Source organism: Phorcysia thermohydrogeniphila, from assembly GCF_004339575.1.
Classification (GTDB): domain Bacteria; phylum Aquificota; class Aquificia; order Desulfurobacteriales; family Desulfurobacteriaceae; genus Phorcysia; species Phorcysia thermohydrogeniphila.
On the sequence record NZ_SMFV01000002.1, the window covers coordinates 73,458 to 90,591 of the forward strand.

15 protein-coding genes and 1 riboswitch are annotated in these 17,134 nt (G+C 46.1%); of the genes, 6 read left to right on the forward strand and 9 right to left on the reverse strand.

Annotated features, from left to right (window positions below; translation table 11 throughout):
- Position 1 precedes the first annotated feature (1 nt).
- Together mnmG and rsmG are read left to right on the forward strand one after the other, a co-directional pair.
- Positions 2 to 1,897 (forward strand): tRNA uridine-5-carboxymethylaminomethyl(34) synthesis enzyme MnmG, encoded by a 1,896-nt coding sequence (gene mnmG / locus CLV27_RS03115; protein ID WP_132525723.1) that lies wholly within the window; start codon positions 2 to 4, stop codon positions 1,895 to 1,897.
- Entirely contained in the window at positions 1,887 to 2,543 is a 657-nt protein-coding gene (rsmG, locus tag CLV27_RS03120; protein WP_132525725.1) for a 16S rRNA (guanine(527)-N(7))-methyltransferase RsmG, read from the forward strand. The genes mnmG and rsmG overlap by 11 nt, the downstream gene beginning before the upstream one ends.
- Here the strand turns inward: rsmG and CLV27_RS03125 are convergent.
- The 9 genes from CLV27_RS03125 to metE all read right to left on the reverse strand — a co-directional run bounded on the left by CLV27_RS03125 (position 2,494) and on the right by metE (position 12,038).
- A complete protein-coding gene (locus CLV27_RS03125) occupies positions 2,494 to 2,904 on the reverse strand; it encodes a hypothetical protein (RefSeq protein WP_132525727.1) in 411 nt (136 codons plus the stop codon). The two genes, rsmG and CLV27_RS03125, sit on opposite strands and share 50 nt — an antisense overlap.
- Positions 2,873 to 3,217: a helix-turn-helix domain-containing protein gene (locus CLV27_RS03130; protein ID WP_132525729.1), complete on the reverse strand. Its 345-nt coding sequence runs from the start codon at positions 3,215 to 3,217 to the stop codon at positions 2,873 to 2,875. Before CLV27_RS03130 ends, CLV27_RS03125 begins: the two co-directional genes overlap by 32 nt.
- Positions 3,162 to 3,569 (reverse strand): hypothetical protein, encoded by a 408-nt coding sequence (locus CLV27_RS03135; protein ID WP_132525731.1) that lies wholly within the window; start codon positions 3,567 to 3,569, stop codon positions 3,162 to 3,164. The genes CLV27_RS03130 and CLV27_RS03135 overlap by 56 nt, the downstream gene beginning before the upstream one ends.
- Before the next feature lie 63 nt (positions 3,570 to 3,632).
- Positions 3,633 to 4,715 carry a M14/M99 family metallopeptidase gene (locus CLV27_RS03140; protein WP_132525733.1) on the reverse strand — a complete coding sequence of 361 codons (1,083 nt, stop codon included), beginning with the start codon at positions 4,713 to 4,715 and terminating at the stop codon, positions 3,633 to 3,635.
- Positions 4,685 to 5,746 carry a L,D-transpeptidase family protein gene (locus CLV27_RS03145; protein ID WP_132525735.1) on the reverse strand — a complete coding sequence of 354 codons (1,062 nt, stop codon included), beginning with the start codon at positions 5,744 to 5,746 and terminating at the stop codon, positions 4,685 to 4,687. The genes CLV27_RS03140 and CLV27_RS03145 overlap by 31 nt, the downstream gene beginning before the upstream one ends.
- 47 nt (positions 5,747 to 5,793) lie before the next feature.
- Positions 5,794 to 6,336 (reverse strand): anaerobic ribonucleoside-triphosphate reductase, encoded by a 543-nt coding sequence (gene nrdD, locus CLV27_RS03150; protein WP_132525737.1) that lies wholly within the window; start codon positions 6,334 to 6,336, stop codon positions 5,794 to 5,796.
- Entirely contained in the window at positions 6,323 to 9,103 is a 2,781-nt protein-coding gene (gene nrdD / locus CLV27_RS03155) for an anaerobic ribonucleoside-triphosphate reductase (protein ID WP_132525739.1), read from the reverse strand. Before nrdD (CLV27_RS03155) ends, nrdD (CLV27_RS03150) begins: the two co-directional genes overlap by 14 nt.
- The gene (locus CLV27_RS03160; protein WP_132525741.1) at positions 9,096 to 9,761 is read right to left on the reverse strand and encodes a radical SAM protein; all 666 of its coding nucleotides are present in this window, start codon (positions 9,759 to 9,761) and stop codon (positions 9,096 to 9,098) included. The genes nrdD (CLV27_RS03155) and CLV27_RS03160 overlap by 8 nt, the downstream gene beginning before the upstream one ends.
- A 102-nt stretch (positions 9,762 to 9,863) precedes the next feature.
- Complete coding sequence (metE, locus tag CLV27_RS03165) at positions 9,864 to 12,038, reverse strand: 5-methyltetrahydropteroyltriglutamate--homocysteine S-methyltransferase (RefSeq protein WP_132525743.1); 2,175 nt, start codon at positions 12,036 to 12,038, stop codon at positions 9,864 to 9,866.
- Positions 12,039 to 12,160: 122 nt separating this feature from the next.
- A riboswitch (cobalamin riboswitch) is annotated at positions 12,161 to 12,347 on the reverse strand.
- A 61-nt stretch (positions 12,348 to 12,408) separates the two neighbouring features.
- Here metE and CLV27_RS03170 point away from each other — a divergent pair.
- From CLV27_RS03170 to CLV27_RS03185, 4 genes are all read left to right on the forward strand, one after another.
- The gene (locus CLV27_RS03170) at positions 12,409 to 12,678 is read left to right on the forward strand and encodes a GNAT family N-acetyltransferase (protein WP_132525745.1); all 270 of its coding nucleotides are present in this window, start codon (positions 12,409 to 12,411) and stop codon (positions 12,676 to 12,678) included.
- Positions 12,679 to 12,680: 2 nt separating this feature from the next.
- A complete protein-coding gene (locus CLV27_RS03175; protein ID WP_132525747.1) occupies positions 12,681 to 13,463 on the forward strand; it encodes a class I SAM-dependent methyltransferase in 783 nt (260 codons plus the stop codon).
- Positions 13,464 to 13,667: 204 nt separating this feature from the next.
- The gene (locus CLV27_RS03180) at positions 13,668 to 15,965 is read left to right on the forward strand and encodes a ribonucleoside-diphosphate reductase subunit alpha (protein ID WP_132525749.1); all 2,298 of its coding nucleotides are present in this window, start codon (positions 13,668 to 13,670) and stop codon (positions 15,963 to 15,965) included.
- 38 nt (positions 15,966 to 16,003) lie between these two features.
- Positions 16,004 to 17,038: a ribonucleotide-diphosphate reductase subunit beta gene (locus tag CLV27_RS03185; RefSeq protein WP_345775892.1), complete on the forward strand. Its 1,035-nt coding sequence runs from the start codon at positions 16,004 to 16,006 to the stop codon at positions 17,036 to 17,038.
- Positions 17,039 to 17,134: the final 96 nt, after the last annotated feature.

A 17,134-nucleotide genomic window follows, 5' to 3' on the forward strand; every position in this document is an offset into this window, starting at 1 on the left:
AATGTGGGATGCAGTTTATGACGTTATAGTCGTTGGGGCAGGTCACGCAGGTTGTGAAGCTGCCTTAGCTGCTGCAAGAATGGGCTGTAGGACGGCGCTTTTCACAATCAACGTGGACAGGATTGCCGAAATGTCCTGTAATCCCGCCATAGGGGGTGTTGCCAAGGGAACGGTAGTTAGAGAAATAGACGCCCTTGGCGGGGAAATGGCAAAGAACATAGATGAGACGGGAATTCAGTTCAGAATTCTAAACAGGCGTAAAGGTCCTGCAGTAAGGTCTCCGAGGGCACAGGCTGACAAGCACGCCTACAGAGAAAGGATGAGAAAAGTCATAGAAAACACGCCTAACCTTGACGTTATACAGCAGATAGTTGACGACATCATCGTTGAGGATGGCAGAGTAAAGGGAGTTGTTACCCACATAGGGGCAAGGTACGGTGCTAAGGCTGTTGTAGTTACAACGGGAACGTTCTTAAGGGGAAAGATATTCATCGGCTTTAACGAGTTTGAGGGCGGGCGAATGTGGGAGCCCGCAGCAAATAAACTTACAGAGTTTTACGTCCGCCACGGTTTTAGGGTAGGGAGGTTAAAGACGGGAACTCCCGTAAGGATTGACGGAACGACCATAGACTTTTCAAAGATGGAGAGACAGGACGGAGATGAGCCCCCTCCCTTCTTTTCCCACTGGACAGAACCGAGGGAAATAGAGCAGATACCCTGCTGGCTTACATACACTACCCCTGAAACCCACAGAATAATCAGGGAGAACCTCCACCGCTCCCCAATGTACGGGGAGTGTAAGCTCATAAGCGGCGTTGGTGTTAGGTACTGTCCATCAATTGAGGACAAAATCGTTAAGTTTCCAGAAAAGGAGAGACACCACGTCTTTGTAGAGCCCGAGGGAAGGAATACCGTTGAGTTCTACCCCAACGGAACGTCTACAAGCCTTCCCTACGACGTTCAGGAGAAGATAATCCACTCCATTCCCGGCTTAGAAAACGCCAAGATTATTCGCCCTGCATACGCCATTGAGTACGACTTTGTTGATCCTACGCACCTTTATCCGACATTAGAGACAAAGATAATTAAAGGACTTTTCAACGCCGGTCAGATAAACGGAACAACCGGTTATGAGGAGGCAGCCGGTCAGGGAATTGTTGCAGGAATAAACGCTGCCCTCTACGCCCTTGGAAAGGATGAGAGGTTCGTCCTTGGAAGGGACGAGGCCTATATAGGTGTTATGATAGACGACCTCGTTAATAGGGGAGTTAGAGAGCCCTACCGCCTCTTCACATCAAGAGCCGAGTATAGACTGCTCCTCCGTTACGATAACGCCGACTATAGACTTGCAAAGTACGGCTACAAGTTCGGCCTTTTAACGAGGGAGCAGTACGAGAGGGTAAAGAAGAAGTATGAGACTGTTAAAGTCTTTATTGAGAAGCTCAAGGAGGTAAAGCTAAAGCCCCAGCATGTAAATTCCATTCTGGAAGCTTGTGGTTCAACGCCTTTAAAGGAAACAAAGAGCGCCTATGAGATTCTGAGAAGACCTGAAGTGCCCCTTGATAAGTTGCTGGAGCTCCTACCCGAACTTCAGCTGGATGATGAGAGGTTACTTAAGGAAGTATTAGAGGAAGTGGAGATAGAGGTAAAGTACGAGGGGTACATAAAGCGTCAGCTTGAAGAGGTAAAGAAGTTCAGGAAACTTGAGAACGTAAAAATTCCTGAAGATTTTGACTACGATACAGTCCCAATCTCAACAGAGGAAAGGCAAAAACTGAAGGAGATGAGACCTTTAACACTTGGGCAGGCTGCAAGACTTGAGGGTATAAGGCCTGCTTCAATTCCCATCTTGGCCATCTACATAGAGAAGTGGAAAAGGAGAAAGAATGGCTCTTGAGAGGTTAAAAGAGCTCTGCTTCCTAAACGGGATAGAGCTAAAAGATGAGCACCTTGAAAAGTTTGAGAGGTATAAGGAGCTCTTAAAAAAGTGGGGAAGGAAGATAAATCTCACCTCCATCCTCAACGATAGAGAAATAGAGGAAAAGCACTTCTTTGATTCCCTCTTGGGACTTAAGGCCTTTGAGGTTTATGGCTTTAACCCGGAAGGTAAATCTTTTTGCGACGTTGGTTCTGGGGCAGGTTTCCCCGGCGTTCCCTTGGCTATAGTCCTTAAAAACTCCACCTTCACCCTCGTTGAGTCCCGTCACAAAAAGTGTGTCTTCTTGGAACAGTTAAGGAGGGAGCTCCGGCTTTCAAACGTAAAGGTTTCCTGCTGTCGCATAGAGGAGCACGAGGGAGACTACGATATGCTCCTCATGAGGGCTGTGAAAGATCCAAAGAACGCCGTGAAGATGACGGAGCACCTCTTGAAGCGTGGAGCTCTCCTCTGCATCTACAGGGGAAAGGAGGAGTTTAAGGGGGAGCTCCCAGAGTACAAGCTCAGAAAAGTTTCCCTTGAGCTCGCAGGAGTAAACTTTAAGAGGCAGTTTTTAATTATTCATCCTCCTTTTTCAACTTCTCCTTTATCAAAGGAAGAAAGTTAACAGAAGGAAGAATCCGTTGTGAAGGGGGAATAACCGAACACATCTGATAGATGACCCCCCTAATGAGGCCGTACGTAATTACCAGACCATTGATTAAGAGCAACTTTTCCTTTTTGTCTTCAGGAACTCCCTTGTCTATTTCAAAGAACACTACGACTTCTAAATCCGCTTTTATAAGAGGATTTTTGGCCCTGAGGTTGTACTTGAGCTTAAAAAGAATGGCGTACCAGCCATTTTCTGCAACTCCAATCTCAAAGTCAATATCAAGTATGTCCTTCTTGATGCCTTGAGGGTTCTCCTCAAGCTTGAGCTTTTTAAATCTTACATCCTTAACTTGCAATGGCGATAGCATCGCTTTCATCGTTTACTCCGTTGAGCTTGGTCTTAAACTTCAAGAGCTTAAGCTCCCTTTCCTTTCTCTCCTCCAGAAAGAGTTTGGCATCAACCTTAAGTGCCGCAAGAACTTTTGCCACTGTCCTTAACGAAATGTTACTCCCGCTGAAAATCTTGGTTACGTAGGCAGGAGATACACCCATCCGCTCGGCGAGTTCCTTCTTTGTAACTCCTCTCTCTTCCATCAACCTCTTCAGCCAGTAAGAAAGGTCTAAGCGTAAACCTTCATAGATGAACTCTTCGGAGTACCTGTACTCTTCTAACAAATCTCTCAAACTCATCTCTCACCTCCTCGGCTTTTAAGCAGGCTTTTTCCACCTCTTTGGACTTCCTTCTGCTCCTGTCCTTTTGGACCCTCCACATGTGAACCACCAGTATAAACCTATCTACTACTAAGCATCCCAACCGATAGGGTTTGGGCTTTAACTCAAAAACGTTTTGACAACTTTCCCCTTTGAGCTTCTTCCACTGCTCGGGGTTGTTCGGTATCCTCTCTGAAAGGATGTCCAGCCATCTCAAAATCTTGACACGGCTGTTTGCGTCCCTCAGATCTCTTATCTGCTTTTCTACCTCCGGCAGAATAAAGATGCAGTAGTTACCCTTCTTGAACTCAAGCTCTTCAAAGTTCAACATGGCTTTAACTCATAGGTTAAATATAGCGTATTTTTCAGAGTTTGTAAACAACCGACGAGAGGCTCAGGTTACGAGCAACCTCACTTTAAAGACCTTCTTGAAGTCGTCCTTTACCTCAAAGGATATGCGCCTTCTGACTGTGAAGCTCCTCCAGTTCATATTCACGTCTCTTGATATCACGTTCGTTCCTTCGCTTCCGTGAAAGGCGACGAACTCAAAGGTGCTTCCCTTTGGAACTTTGAAGGTTTTACTGGAGGATATCTCTAACTCCCTCCCGTTGATTCTTATCCTTGCGGTGTACAGCCTCTTTGAGTCAAGGAGCTCCTTCGTTTTAGAGAGTAACGTGTCAAAGTCCGGCTTAATCTTCACGCCGTAGAGCCTGAAGAACTCCTTCATCATGAGGAGGTGGAACTTCACCTTTGTCTCAAGGTCGGGTAGCTGTTTAGACGCTTCAAGGCAGAAGGCCGGAACGTTGCACTTTGACAGGCAGTAGTACGTTAGGGACCTCCTCTGCTCCGGGTGTTCTGTATCGGGGGAGAAGGTTCTCGTGTTAAATACTGGAACTTTCCACCTTCTCTTTTGAACCCTTTTGTTTACTGCGTTAGAAACCTCTCTGGCAATCTTTCCCAAGGGATAGCCGTTGTAAACATCTTCATCAATGACTATACACTGTCCCCAAAAGCGCTTGTTTAAAACGTGAAAGCCGTAACCGTCGTGGAGGGAGAGAACAACGTCCGGTTTAAACTCCTTGATTAGCTCTTTTAGCCTCTTAACGTAAGGGTAGTCTGGGTCTTTGGGGGAAATTTGGGCGAACTTCCTGTTCATATCACCGTTGTAGCCCCTGACGTTAGCAAGGACGGAGAGGAAGTTGCTCCTTGGGGCGATTATCAGCTCTCCCTTTTCTACTTCAACGTTCCTTAAAATGTCTGCCGCCTTGTAAGCTCCCGGTTCGTTCCCGTGGATACCACCTACAATGAGTATCCTCTTTCCCTTTTTCTTTCCGGTGATTACTGTGCTCTGAAAGGGAAACTCCGGAAGCTTTACCCTGACTCCCCTACCTTTAGCGGCCTCTGCCCTATCCGGTATTGCTGGGAGTAAAAGGGCGAGAGCTCCAGCTATAAATTCTCTTCTCCCAATATTTTCCACTGCTGGCCCTCTTTTACAATGTATAGAAGCTTCCTTCCCTTGGAGGAGAAGTTGTTTGACCTGTAGTCAAGCCTAAAGCTAACTACATAAATATTACCAAATTGTAAAAGTCTTCCATCTTTTGTAGCCGTTATGTCTGAAAGCTTTATCCTTATCCATTTTTTGTATCTGGTTATGCGAGTCTTGTACCTTACCCACTCCTTGTAACCGCCCTTTTTCCAGACGAAGTTCTTTGAGTAAAGACTTAGGTATTCAGAAATGTCCTGTGGGGTGTTTTCCCACGCCTTTTTCCACCTTAGGAGGAAGTCAAGGATGGACTGTTTCTCTTTTAGATACTCGTCCCTGTCAGCAAAAGAAAGGTTGGAAACTATAACTACTGGAGTAACTTTTGGATTGATGATTTTGCGAAGCTCCTCCAAGTACTCGTTCTTGAGGACTATACAGCCGTTAGTGCTGTGGGGAGGACGGTTGGGGTTGTTCGTTCCGTGAATCCAGATACCGTGGCCGTTGCGTCTTAAAACTTTTCTGTCAAGTAAGTTGGGGTAGTTTAGGGGATAAGCCCCTATGCCGTACATTGGTGGAAGTCCGGTTTTCCAGTAGAGGGGGAAGTATATTCCTTCTGGAGTCCTGAGGTCTCCCTCCTCAAGCTTATCCCCGGGGCGTTTTCCCGTTATGCAGGGAAACCTCCTTATAATTTTGGGAACGCCCTTCTCCATTTTCACAACGTACAGGATTTCCCTCGTCTTATCCACGACTATTGCAGCGGAAGTTTCTGGTAATTCAAGAACGTTTGTGATTAGCTTCTTGGGGTAGAGCTCCTTTAGTAGTTTCTCTGCCTCCCTGTTCTTGCCGGTGTAGCTCAGGAAGAGAAGCTGGAGCTTTATCTTCTCTTCCTGAGGGAGTTTCTCTATTTCCCTTGCAATTTCTTCCGGTTTCAGCTCGTGAAGTCTAAAAATCAACTCCTCAAGGGTGAGGGCCTGAGCGTTAAGGGTAGAAAAAAAGAGGAGAAAAAGGAGAAAAAATCTCCCCATCCATTTCTCCACTATGAGTATTTGTTGGGAAATTTTAACATCAATCGTTATGTAATGGATGAAAGCTCGTTTACGATTTCCTCTATATCCTTCCTCGTTACTTCTTTCCTCGTGGCAAAGTCCTCTATCCTGCCGGAGAGCCAGAAGAGGTATTTGGCCTTCTTAAAGTCCTTAGAAATTTTCCCCCTCATGACGGGTCTAAAGTAACCTATCGGCCTTGACCATAAGGTTACGTCCTCTGAGCCACACTTTTCACAGGCCGTCTTCCTGCCGACCATCTTGTGGCCGCATCCGTTGCACGTCGTTAAGAAGGGCGTTTTTGTAAGGTACTGGATGGGGAAGTTCTTAATTATGTTGAAGATGAGCCTTTCCTGCTCCTCAGGCTTCATCTCCTCGGCAGTAAAGAGGTGCATAATGCTACCGCCTGTGGCGTAGGACTGGAAGTGGGAGTTAACGTCTATCTGCTTTAGGAGGTCTCCTTCCTGAAATGGAGCTTGAAAACCGGAAGTTAAGAAAACCCTTCCGGATACAGGGTCACCGTTAACGTACATCTTTGGTTTCACCTTCTTTGCACTTTTAACGCTCTCCATTTCCAACCTCCACAAGGTCAAAAATTTTATCTCCGAATTTAACGATGGCCTCTTTTATGAAGAGGTTTAAGTAGGGGTCCCTTGAAAGCTTGTAGTCCCTCTCTCCGTTTAGGACGTCAGCCAACGCTTTTGCGAACTGAAGGTCCTTCTCAGCCATCTTGCAGGCAGCGTTTTCGCTGGGTGCGTACTCAAGGGAGTAGAGAACTTTATCTCTTTCCATAAACTCCTGAAGTTTCTTGTAGAGGTACTGAGCAATCTGGTGGGCGTACTCCTTTGCTTCGTCATTAAAGAGGCCGTCCTTAAAACCTGCATTTATCATTCCTTCGTGGACGCCAACTACCGAGAAGATGTTGAAGAGGGATTTATCATCCTTCTGGTAGAAGGAGAGGTAAGGGAATAGGTCGTTCCAGTGTTTCTTTAGCCACTCCCTCTTTCTTTGGAGAGCTTTCGCTCCAACGTCCATTAGGTAGTCAATCATACTCTTTAAGAACTCAAAGTCATCTTTTGCAAGGAATAGGAGTCTGTTCATATTGATAGCGTATACCCCGATTCCTCCAACACCACTTCCTGAGTGGAAGGGGTTTGAGCCTGTAACTGCTTCAACCTGTGAGATGTTGAACAGCATACGGCAGTTAAAGCTAACGATTCCGTTTGCAAGGACAAATGTCTCGTTATCTTCAACTTCTATGTCAAGGAAGGGCTTAGGTTCTTCTAAAGCTTTCTCCTCAACAGATTCAACCTTAACGATTTCAACGTCCCAGCTTTCGTAGTCTTCAAGCCTTTCATTTGTCAGTCCGTACTTTTTAACGAAGTCCCAAGAAACCGTTGGAGTTTTAATGTAGCTCCTGTTACCGGAGGCAGTAACTACAGCCTTTTCTTCAATGAAGGTAGTCGGGACGAGTGAGTAGCAGGAAGACTTGGTAGGTTTTGAAATCTTTAGTGTCTGTGAGTCTTTTCTTATCCTTAGAGTGTGTCTGATTCCGTGAACCCAGAGGAGGGAGGAGAGCTCCTTTATTAAAGGCTCATCGTTTATATGAATTTCTACGTGGTCGCCTCTCCTGTAACCGTCTCCGTCTATGAATCCGTTTAAGAAGGCTTCTACAACGGACTTTGGGGATCTCTTTAAAGCAGGGGGTAGCTTGCTGTACTTGACGATTCCGTTTTCAAGGAGAAACTCTGCAAGGCGTCTTCCGTATATCCAGAGCTGAATGGAGCTCTCTCTTCCTTTCCACCTCTTAACGTAAAACTTTGCTGAAGAGATGAGGTCACCAAAGTATTGAAGAGCTATCTCCTTCGCCCTTTCAAGTTTTTCCCTTTCGCTTATGTTGGCTGTAAGCACAACGCCGTTAAACTTCTCCCTGTTGTAGTGGTCTTTGATGAAACAGCCCTCTGCGTAAAAGTATCCAAAGAACCACGCAAGTTCTTCATTTAGCTCAGTTCCGTCGGACAGTTTGGCGTAAGAGTTGGCTTCAAACAACGGCTTCTTAACGGTAAGTCCAAAATCCCCGGGCTTAACTTCACAGGCAGGTTTCCACGTTATTCTGTTCTCTTCAGGTGAGAATACAGCTACTCTGTGGGTTGGGTCACAGACAATTTCAAAGCCGTTCCTGAACCTGATTCTTACTTCCCTCTTTGAGCGAATTTCTAAGAGCTTAGTTACTCTTTTCTTTTCCAGCTTACCTGTTTTCGGATTCAGGGAGGGAACGAAAATGTCTTCTACTTCCCACCACTTTTCGGAGCTCCCCTCAGCGATAACCTTCTTTGTGAACCTTTCCTTAATTTCCTGTAAGGTTATCCACTCTGGGTGTTCTTTTCCTTTGGTGTAAACAAACAACTCTGTTTCTGGAACGAGACAGCAGTTGGAATAAATCATTCCTTCGTCAAAGGGCTTTATGTAGGGGTTTTTCTGCTTGTAAATAGACGGTTTTTCAAAGGGTTCTCTCAGGTAGTTCTGGACGTAAAAACCTCCAAAGTACTCACTCTCTTTGAGGAGGAGTTTCCAAGCTGGGTTGTTTCTGTCAAAGTCTTCTGTAATGTTTACGGTTATGAGGGGGAAGGTGAAGGGGTTTCCGTCTGCGTCCCCTTTTCTCATTGCCTTTATGAAAGCGATGTTTATCCTGTCAAAGTAGTGGGATGGAATCTGGCTGTAAGTGATGTTTAGGAGTTTTCCTGCGTAAACTACCGGCTCGTACTTAAGTCGGCTGTTAGGTTTTCCAAAGTCTAAGGTGATATTTGAGAAGGGAGAGTTTCCGCTCCTAAAGGGTAGGTTGATGTTGTAGAGGAACTCCTGCCACAGGTTTTCAAGCTCGTAGTCTGAATAGCTCTTCCTGCCTTCTTTCTCTAAGTAGTAGAGGTATCCTGCAGCAACTGTTGAGAGGTCGTTCAGAGAGGTTGCACCGGATACTTCCTGAGCTACAAGGCATATCAGGTTTGCACACTGCATAAAGAGGGTTTCAAGCCTTTTGGGGGGAGCAGCCTTCCTTTCGTTCTTTGCGTTACTCTGAAGACCATGAAAGGCAATGTCTTTGGCCGATAAGCCAATACAGTAGGCCGAAAGTCTATACGTTTGATGGTGGTATGACCAGCCTTCTTCGTGGTGGATTCTTACCGGTAGGCCTTTGTATACCTCATCAAAGAGGTAATCCTTCATTATCTCGCCAACTACAACGTGCTCAAGGACGGGGATGCCCCTTACGAAGTTGGCGTTGTTACGGGAGATGTCGTCGTTATCAATGAAGAGCTCTATCAGCTTGAAGTACTTATTCATCTATCTCCTCCACAGGGTAGAAGGGGTTAAACTGGTGGGGAAAAGATTTTAACTCTTCAGAGATGGCCTGCCTATCCTCCTCCGTAAGGAGTGGATAGTTGACAGTCCTAAAGAGGGTGAAAGGCAGGGAGTATTTTTTTATCGTGTTTATTGTAATCCTTAGTCTATTGGCATATTCGTATACTGCTTTATCCGGGATACCTTCATCTGAAAATAGAACTCTCTTAAAGCGTTGGAGTTCTGAAGGGGTATACTCATCTTTTAGGGGAATCTTCACGTCAACGGCAAAACCATCTACCAGCTTTCTCTCAATTAATCTTTCAACGACTTCTGGATTTGTTCCGTTTGTGTCAACTCTTACGGGAAAATCAATCTCCTTTATGAGCTTTAGACCTTCCTCAAGGTTTTCCTCAAGTGTTGGTTCACCTCCAGAAACGATTATAAGCTCAACTCCAAGAAGCTTTAGCATTGAAAGCTTTTCCCTTAGCTCCTCATAGGTAAACCTTTCCTCCTTACCACTGTAGGCGTGTCTGTTGTGGCACTGGAAACAGTTGAGGTTGCACAGGTTAATGTCCGTGTAGAGAACTGCTGACTGAACGCCCGGATGGTCCTTGAAGGTGACGGGAATGTCCAGCTTAAGGAAGGGAGATAGAGCCATTGGACACCTTCGGGGATTTTCTGGATGGTTACTCCTGAAGAGAAATTTTACAGGAGGAGTGAGTTGAGGAGAAGGGAGGCCCCCAGAAGGGGGCAGGGAAAGTTAATTGGTTTCTTTTCTTAGTTCTCCGGCAAGTTTTACGAGATTTCTTAAAGCGGGAATAACCTCTTCCCAGCGTCTTGTCTTGAGACCGCAGTCTGGGTTAATCCAGAAGTTTTCCTTGGGGATAACCCTTAGAGCTCTCTCCACAATCTCCTTCATCTCCTCAGCACTTGGAACGTAAGGTGAGTGAATGTCCCACACTCCAAGGCCTATCTGCCTGTCAAAGTTAACCTTCTCAAAGGCCTCTATGATATCTCCCTTAGACCTTGATGCCTCAATGGAGATAACGTCAAAGTCCATCTCAAGGATGTACTCCATGATTTCGCCAAATTCAGAGTAACACATGTGGGTGTGAATCTGGGTTTCGGGCTTTACGGAAGAGTGGCAGAGCCTAAAGGACTTGATAGCCCAGTCAAAGTACTCCTTCCAGTTTCTCTTCTTTATTGGAGCTTTCTCCCTGATTGCCGGCTCGTCTATCTGGACGATTTTGATTCCGGCTTCCTCGTAATCCCTGATTTCATCTTTAAGGGCAAGGGCAATCTGGTAGGCGACTTCAGAGATTGGGATGTCTTCCCTTACAAAGCTCCAAGCAATTATCGTTACAGGCCCTGTCAGCATTCCTTTAACAGGCTTATCTGTTAGGCTCTGGGCAAAGGCGATTTCTGGAACGGTCATTACTCCGTCCCTTTCAACATCTCCGTAGATAATTGGGGGACGGTAACACCTTGTTCCGTAAGAAATCACCCAGCCGTTACCGGTTGTGGCTATGCCTTTCATCTTCTCGGCGAAGAACTCAACCATGTCTGTTCTTTCAAACTCGCCGTGGACGAAGATGTCAAGGCCGAGCTCCTCCTGAATCTGGATGGCCTTTGCAATCTCTCCCCTGATGAAAGTTTCATAGCTCTCCTTGTCAAGCTTACCCTTCCTGTAAAGGAGTCTAACCCTTCTGACTTCTTCTGTCTGTGGGAATGAGCCGATTGTCGTTGTCGGGAAGAGAGGGAGGTTAAGAACTTCTTGCTGCTTTTTAACCCTCTCTTTGTAGCTTGGCTTCCTTACGAAGTCTTCCTCTTTAAGGGCAGAGACTCTCTCCCTTACGGCCTTAATCTCTCCGAATTTGTTGTTTATGCCCTTAACCCACTCCCTTGCCTCTTCCTCTTTTCCTTCAAGGATTTCGGCAAGGAGCTTGATTTCCTTTAGCTTCTCCTCGGCAAAGGCTACCTTCTGTAAGAGCTCCTTAGGCAGTGTAGCGCCTTCAAGGCTTACGGGCAAGTGGAAGAGAGGAGCTGCGTTTGTGATGACAACGTCAAATTTCTCGGAGAGCTCCCTTAAAACCTCAGCCGTCTTAAAGAGGTCGTTCCTCCAGACGTTCCTTCCGTCAACAACTCCGGCAAAGAGCTTCTTTCCACGTGGGTCTATTTTCTTTAGCTGTTCTAAGTTCTCTCCCCTGTCGTGTACAAGGTCAACGCCGATTCCGTTTACCGGAAGCTCAAAGAGGAGCTCCAGCCTGTCTACGCTGTCGTAGTAGGTGAAAAGGTTAACTTCTCCCTTTACTTCGCTTAAGAGGCTGTAGGCCTCAACGAGAGCCTTCCACTCCTCTTCTGAGAGCTCCATAACAAGGGCAGGGTCTTCAAGGTGAACTGACTTAAAGCCTTTGCTGTTGACGTAATCAACGAGGGCTTTTGTGAGCTCTTTAAGAGCTCCTTCAAAGCTTCCTTCGGGGAGTCCCTTGGAGAGCTTTAGGAAAGTAAAGGGAGCAATGATGTGGACGTTCTCTGTAGCTCCTTCGTGTCTGTTCCAGACAGGTTCACAAACCTTAAAGGCAGGCTCTCTACCTTCAAAGTCTGGAACTAAGTAGTGGTAGTTTGTGTTAAACCACTTTGTCATCTCAAGGGCGTTCTTGCCCCTGCACAGCTCAAAGTACTCCTCTAAGGAGTTGGCCTTGTAGACGCCGAAAAGGAGTGCTGTGTCAAGCATCGGGTCGTAGAGGGTCATTTCTCCTTGGGGGAAGGCGTCTACGTACTTCCTGTAGGTTTCTTCCCTCTTTTGCCCGAGCTCCTTGATGCCTTCTCGGAGCTCCTCCTCAGTAACTTTTTGCGCCCAGAACCCTTCAATCAGGCGCTTAAACTCTCTCTGCTTTCCGAGTTTCGGAAAGCCGTAGGCGTAGGTTTTGACCATCCTTTTACCTCCTGCGGTGTTTTTGTGAAACACCTGCAGGATCGTAGGAGCGGGAAAAGAAAAAAGGAGTACCCTCTCCTTTCCCGCGCCCCGAACCCCCGCAGGACGCGAAGGGGTAGGTTTTCACCTACCCATCACGGGCCGGTCTCCCGGCTCGCAGGGTTTTAGTGGGCAATAGCCTTCCCAGAGTGGGAGCTCCTCACCCCGTCACTCCAGTGGCTAAAGCCCTTTTTATTCCCTGCTCACGGTTGCGAGGACAGCGCCGGACTTTCACCGGACTTCCCGTTCACCCGTGACGCTGTGAATTTTAGGAATTTTGGGAAAGTTGGCAAATTTTCTGTTATATTAGTTTTCAAACAGGAGGTAACCCTTGGAGATAAAGGTTACAGACAGCAGGATATACGTAGAGCTTGAAGGTGGAGAGGAGGCCTACATCTCTTTTAGGTTAGAAGAAGAGAGAAAGGTCATTGTCGTCAGGACGACTTTTGTTCCAAAAGCCTATAGGGGTAAAGGAATAGCTGCTAAGCTTACAGAGAAACTCCTTGAGCTTGCCCAGCAAAAAGGTTACAGAATCTCTCCCCTCTGTTCATACACCCGTAAGTACCTTGAGAGGAAAAGACCAGACCTGATTGTGGAGTAGGTATGGAAGTTGTAGTAACTACCGACAGAAGACCAACTCCGGAAATGATTGAGGAAGCTAAGAAGCTTTCTGAGGAGCTTGGAGCAGTTTACGTAAAACGTCGTCACAACACGATAGAGTCAATAAAGAAAAGGTACGGTAAAAACGTCCTTGTAGTGGGGAAGGACCTTCTCCTTACGGTTCACACCCTTTCTGGTAACAAGCTCTTCTTCCACCCGGGGCTCTTTAAGATTCGTCTCCTTAACTACCTTTCAGGTGGAAAGGAGTCAATGATTTCTGCCATGGACTTAAAAGAGGGAGATACCGTCCTTGACTGTAACTTGGGACTTGCTCAGGACGCCCTCCTTTCTGCTTTTGTCTCAAAGAGGGAAGTTGTAGGAGTGGAGAAAGACCCGGTAATTTACGAGATAGTGAAAAGGGGACTTAAGAGGTATCGTCCAGAAGGAAAGCTCAAAGTAGCGAAGTTTGCTTTTAGCCTCGTTAAGCCTACCTGTGGCGACAACTACGCTTTTTTGAAGCAGTTACCCGATAAATCCTACGATATCGTTTACTTCTCCCCTATGTTCATAAAACCCAAGTGGCACTGTAGCGTTATGGCGCCCTTTAGGGAGGTTGCTGTTAAAGACTTTGTTTCTCCCGAAACCCTTAAAGAGGCAGAAAGGGTAGCAAGGAAGAGGGTCGTTATAAAGGTGAATAAGGGCGTGAAGGAGCTCTTTCCGTTCCTTTCCGATTACCAAGTTCAAACATCTGCAGGCCACGTTGAATATCTCTACAAAATTTTGTAAACAGGTTGAAAGTGACCCCTTTAGTGTCAGTTAGGCTTATCCTTGCAAAAAACTTTAAGACTTCCAACCATCCGAAGATTTCTGTTTAAGAAATTAGCAAAATACTTAAACTTGTTCTAACTACGCTCCTTCACTTCCAACTTTTTGAGAGAGAGACCCTGCTAAAGATAAAATCGGAAAGTCAAACGTTTGTCGGGAGGTGGAATGAAGAAGATAACGGTTGTAAAGAGGAAAGGTGTAAGGGAGCCCTTGAACATAGAGAAGATACGTAAAGTTATAAACTGGGCTGCAGAAGGCCTTGATGTTAATACGCTTAAGCTTGAGTCAAGGTTAAAGCTTCACTTCTTTGACGGGATAACAACTCGCCAGATTCACGAGGCCGTTATCAATACGGCCTTACAGCTTACAACCCCAGAAGAGCCAGACTGGAGAATCCTTGCTGGAAGGCTCTTTATCTTCAACCTTTACAAGGAAGTTTCCATAAGGAGGGGAACTTCTAAGCTTGCCTACGTTGGAGGTGGAGAGGAGTATTTAAGAGTTGTTAAAGACCTCATAGAGAAGGGACTCTACGCGGAGGAGCTCCTTAAGGCCTACTCAGAGGAGGAGATAAAGGAGGCCGGAGACTACCTTAATCTTAAGTACGACTTCCTCTACGACTACGCTGGGGCTAACCTCCTTGCCAAGCGCTACCTCTGTATCTACGAGGACTACCCGATAGAGCTCCCCCAAGAGATGTACATGAGCATAGCCCTAATGCTCGCAAAGAACGAGCCAAAAGAAACGAGAATGAAGACCGTTAAGAAGTTCTACGACCTCATAGCCGGTAAAAAGCTCTCCTTGGCAACTCCAATCCTCATAAACCTTCGCCGTCCAAACGGTAACCTCTCCTCCTGCTTTATAACGGCAATGGACGACAACCTTGACTCCATAATGTACACGGCTGAGCAGGTAGCGCAGATTTCTAAGAGGGCTGGAGGAGTCGGAGTTAACCTCTCAAGGATAAGGGCTCAAGGCTCTTGGATAAAGAAGGTCTTTGGAGCAAGTGGAGGAATCGTCCCTTGGGCAAAAATCTTAAACGACGTTGCCGTTGCCGTTAATCAGGAGGGGAAGAGGGCTGGAGCTGTAACCATAGCCTTAGATGTATGGCATCTTGATATTTACGACTTCTTAGAGCTCAAAACCGAAAACGGAGACCTTAGGCGTAAAGCCTTTGACATCTTCCCACAGGTGGTTATCCCCGACCTCTTTATGGAGAGGGTAAAGTACGACCAAGAGTGGCTTCTTGTTGACCCTTACGAGGTGGAGAAGAAGTTTGGATTTAAGCTCTACGAGCTCTGGGGCGAGGAGTTTGAAAAGGCCTACATGCAGGTAGAGAACGAGTCCCACAAGCTAAAGCTCAAAAAGAAGGTAAGGGCTAAGGAGCTCCTAAAAGAAATCTTAAAAACTCAGGTTGCAACGGGACTTCCCTACATCTTCTTTAAGGACACTGCAAACAGACTAAACCCATTAAAGCACGACGGTTACATAGGTAACGGTAACCTCTGTATGGAGAGCTTCTCTAACTTTAGACCTTCAAAAGGTTTTAAAACCTACATGAAGGACGGAAAGATTATTAAGGAGATTGAAGAGCCGGGACTTGTCCACACCTGTAACCTTCTCTCCATCAACCTTGCAAACATAGAGAGCGATGAGGAGCTTGAAGAGGCTGTTAGGACTGCCGTAAGGATACTTGACAACACAATAGAGCTGACAACTCCTCCAATTCCGGAGAGTAAACTCCACAACGATAGGTATAGAACCATAGGCATAGGAACTCTCGGACTTGCTGACTATTTGGCAAAAAGGGAGATACCCTACGGTAGGCAGTCCCTTGAGTTTATTGAGGAGCTCTACGAGAAAATCGCCTTTTACGGAATAGACGAGAGCATCAATTTGGCGAAGGAGAGAGGAGCTTTTCCGGCCTACGAAGGCTCAGACTGGAGTAAGGGAATAATCATCGGTAAGGACGCAAAGTACTTGTCGGAAAAGACGAAGCTAAAGGAGAAGTGGCTGGAGCTCCTTTCAAAGCTCAAAAAGTACGGAATCAGAAACGGACAGCTCTTTGCTATTGCTCCAAACACCAGTTCCGGACTCCTTCAGGGAGCAACTCCCGGCGTTCTTCCACCGTTTTCACGCTTTTACATTGACAAAAACCAGAAGCAAGCCGTTCCGATATGTCCTCCTTACATAAAGGAAAAGTTCTGGTTCTACAGAGAGAGCAAGTATATGGACCAGAAGGAAGTTGTTGAAATAATTGCCACAATTCAGAAGTGGGTTGACAGTGGAATTTCAATGGAGCTCCTCTTCAACCTCAACCTCGGCATAAGAGCCCGCGACATCTACGAAACGGTAATGCTTGCTTGGGAGAAGGGCATAAAGACCATTTACTACGTAAGAACAATCCAGAAAGACAGCCAGCAGGCAATATCCAAAAAGGAAGAGTGTGTAGCCTGTGCTAACTAAATAAGGAGGTAAAAATGGCTGATATAAAAAAAGAGCTTATGAAGCCCCGTCCGATATTTAACCCAGAAGGGAACGACGACCCGGCAAAGAGGGGAATACTTCACGGGGATACAACCAACATCTTTAACCTAAACGTTATAAAGTACGAGTGGGCTCCCAAGCTCTACAGGGTAATGATGGCAAACTTCTGGATTCCCGAAAACGTTGACCTTACTCAGGATATACACGATTACAGGGAGCTCACAGACGAGGAGAGGCAGGCCTACGACGAGATACTCTCTTTCCTCGTCTTTCTTGACTCCATTCAAACTACGAACATTCCAAACATTGCAGCTTACGTGAGAGCTCCAGAAATAACCATAGACCTTTCAATCCACGCCTATCAGGAGGCAATCCACTCCCAGAGCTACGGTTACACCATAGAGTCCATCGTTCCCCCAGAAAGGAGAGAGGAAGTTTACTACTGGTGGAAGAAAGACCCGATACTCTTTGAAAGAAATAAGTACATTGCTGACATTTACCAGAAGTTCCTTGAAGACCCGACAATGGAAAACTACGGAGAAGTTCTAATAGGCAACTACCTCCTTGAAGGTCTCTACTTCTACAACGGTTTTATGTTCTTCTACAACCTTGCCTCCCGTAACCTCATGCAGGGGACAGCAGATATTATCCGTTACATCAACAGGGATGAGCTTACTCACGTTATTCTCTTTGAACACTTCATGAAGGACTTAACCGACGAGGGATTCAAGAAATACCTAACTAAGGACAAAATTTATGAAATGTTCAGAATAGCCGTTGAGCAGGAGCAGAGGTTCAGCAAGAAGGTAATAGGCAACAAGATACTCGGAATGAACGAGCAGTCAATTGAGGATTACACTTACTACATCGCAAACAAGAGGCTTAAAGCCTTAGGTCTTGAACCAATATTCCCCGATAGACCTAATCCTTACGAACACCTTGAAAGAATCGCCGACACCGGCGGAGAAGGTAACGTAAAAGCCAACTTCTTTGAAGCTACCGTAACCTCTTACAACCAAGCCTCTGCCGTTGAAGGGTGGGATGAGATTTGAAGGAAGAGGAGTTAGAGGGCTATGATAAAGATAATAACCGAAGTTTTGCTCGTTTTAAGCATTATCATTTTTCTATTAAGTTTCATTGCACCTGAA